Raw genomic sequence first — 2,924 nt, forward strand, 5'->3', positions numbered from 1 at the left:
AAAAATTCCAAGTGAATATTTAAAAAATAATAATTTTGAAAAGGCCATGGAAGGCTATTTAAAAATTAAAAAAATAGATTCTTTAGATTCCAGCTTAAATGAAAATAACTTTAATAGTTTAGGATATAAAGAATTACGTGATAAAAATTACAAACAAGCACTTCATATTTTTAAAATTAATATGGAATTATATCCAAATAGTTCTAATGTATATGATAGCTATGCGGATGCATTAAAAGTAAGTGGAGATACCTTAGAAGCTATTTCATACTATAAAAAATCTTTAGCTATAGATTCTGGAAATAGAAATGCAAAAAGGTTTGTTGAAAAATATGATAAAAAAGAATAACTTCCTTTTTTAAACAATCAAATAAATATAAAAAATTCAACAATAATTAATGATGCATTCTTCTGCCTCTTCTTTCTCCACCACCTCTTTTACTGCCTTTTCCAGTTGGTGGTTTTAAACTATATGTAAAACTTAACATTGCGTAGGTTCCTAAGTTTTTCTGAATAGTTTCTTCAAAATAACTATCAGAACTGTTTCTAACAATCCCTAAATCTTTGTCTAAAATATCAAAAACTTGTAATTTTAAATTACCTCGTTTTCCTTTTAAGAAAGCGTAATCAAAGCCTAAATTCCAAATTGGAACACTTTGAGAATCAAAATTATTATCTGTATATAAAGAGAAATCAAATTGTGTATTAAAGGTTAAGCTATTTGTTAAATCCCAATCGAATTTAGTGTAATAGTTTTGTTTTAAATAATCCCTGTCTTTGTCTTGCAACGAATAAGTGGTTTTATTAAAATCGTAATTTGCACCAATAGTTAAATCTACTTTGTTTTTATTTTCATTGCTTAAACTCAACCCAAAATTCCAACTTTTACTGTTTGTTTCGTTATAACCATTATCTATAATTGTTGTATAGTCATTAATATTTCCTCCAAGCCTTAAATTATATCTTAAACCAATGGCACTAATTTTTTTACTTAAGTTTAAATGTCCTCTAAAACTTTCTTTTGATCCATAATTTTCAAAAGTAGTTTTTGTAACGTAATTTTCATCTATACTTCTGCTAGATATAATGGTATTTGTAGTTTTTGTATATCCTAAAAACGAAAAGAAGCTTGTAGCTTTTTTAAATTCATGAGAATAAAACATGATATTGAAATTATCATTTTTTTCGGGAGTTAGATTACTATTTCCCACAGAAATATATAGTGGGTTAAAATCGTTTGTAATTGGTGTAACTTGATTAGAACTAGGCAATTCTGTTTCTTTATTATACCTTAATCGCAGTCTTTTCCCTTTTTTATACTCGTAACTTACCGTTGCTCTTGGTAAAAAATTAGTATAATTATTATCTATAAAAGCAGCATTATCCACATCTAATTTTTGGTTCATTGTTTCTAAAGAACCCGATAAATAAACTTGTATTTTGTCTTGACTAAATACATAACCTAATTGATTGTTATACACTTGTTTGTTATAGTCTAACTGATAGATAAATGGATTTTGAGAAATTTCATTAATTGTTTTTCTTTGATCAACACTTTCATCGTTATTATTATTGTTTATACTTGATGAAAAACTAATTAAATGATGCGCTACAATTGGTTCCATATATCTAAATGAAACATTGTAATTCAACGATTTATTTTTTTCATCTTTAGTTGTAATTTCATTTGACTCAAAAGAACTTGTTACATCAGATACATTTGTTGAATTTTGAAAATTCATATCTTTATTATCTGAAAAAGAAATACCACTTCTAACTCTTAGATTTCTACCTTTTTCATTTAACTTTTTTCGATAAGAAAATCTTAAGTTTCCATTATTTCTTTCATCTTCACTTCTTGTAGTTCTTTCGCTATTTGCGTCTAAATTATTATTTTCATCAAAAAAAGCTGTTGTACTGTTACTATCAGATTCGCGATTATCGTTTTTAAAACTTCCTCTAAATTCTAAATACTTACCTTCTACAGATCTATCTCTTAAACTAAAATTAACATTATGGTTGTTCGAAATATTTTGACTGTCATTATTTCTCTCAGTAGTAAATGACTTATCCTGTGTAAATTGCGTTCTCTCTGACTCTTCTTCTTCTTCTCTGTCTGAATACCCAAAGTGGTAATCTAAATTAAAATTTAAATCTTTTTTAAACTCGTAATTGTAATTTGCTCCAGCAGTTCCAGTAGTTAAAAAACCACTATTTCCACCTCTACTTCCATCGCGTCTAAAAACTGTAGCTCCAGTATTATTAATATTATTTAGTTTTCCAAAAAGTGCTAATTGCGTATTTGCCGTAAATCTGTTTAAATCAAAATCTGAAGTATATCTATCATTTGTTCCAATCCCTGCTCCTATTTTTCCAAAATATCCAGACTTTTTACCTTCTTTTAAAACCAGGTTAATAATTTTACTTTTCTCTCCATCTTTTATACCTGTGGTTCTGGTATCATCACTTTCTTCATCTATAATTTGAACACTTTTAATAGCATCTGCATTTAAATTTTGAAGTGCAATAGTTTGGTCATTATTAAAAAACTCTTTACCATCTACTAAAATTTTAGTAACATCTTCACCCTGAGCACTCACTTTACCATCCGTTCCAATTTGAATACCTGGCAATTTTTTAATTAAATCTCCAACATTATCATCTTGTTTTACTTTAAATGCTTTTGTATTAAAAGCAACAGTATCCTGTTTAATTTTTATTGGCACAATTGCATTTATTGTAATTTCATCTAACTGATTTACATCCTTTTTTAATATAATTTCACCTAAATCTCGCTCATTTTTAGTAAAATTTAAAGTTTGCTGATTGGCTTGATAGGTCATTAAATAAATTTGAAGCATATAAGTACCTTCTTTAAAACCAGAAATATCAAATTTTCCGCCTTCTCCAGTGGATGTGTATTT

2 protein-coding genes are annotated in these 2,924 nt (G+C 27.1%); one reads left to right on the forward strand and one right to left on the reverse strand.

The window, feature by feature from the left end; genetic code table 11:
* A partial coding sequence (locus AB1Z17_RS09450; RefSeq protein ID WP_368051557.1) for a tetratricopeptide repeat protein occupies positions 1-349 on the forward strand: 349 nt, incomplete at its 5' end.
* A gap of 46 nt (positions 350-395) precedes the next feature.
* On the opposite strand, the gene AB1Z17_RS09455 is transcribed toward AB1Z17_RS09450, so the two are convergent.
* The coding region (locus tag AB1Z17_RS09455; protein WP_368051558.1) for a TonB-dependent receptor at positions 396-2,924 on the reverse strand (2,529 nt) is incomplete at its 5' end.

This window comes from Lutibacter sp., assembly GCF_040883305.1.
Taxonomy (GTDB): domain Bacteria; phylum Bacteroidota; class Bacteroidia; order Flavobacteriales; family Flavobacteriaceae; genus Lutibacter.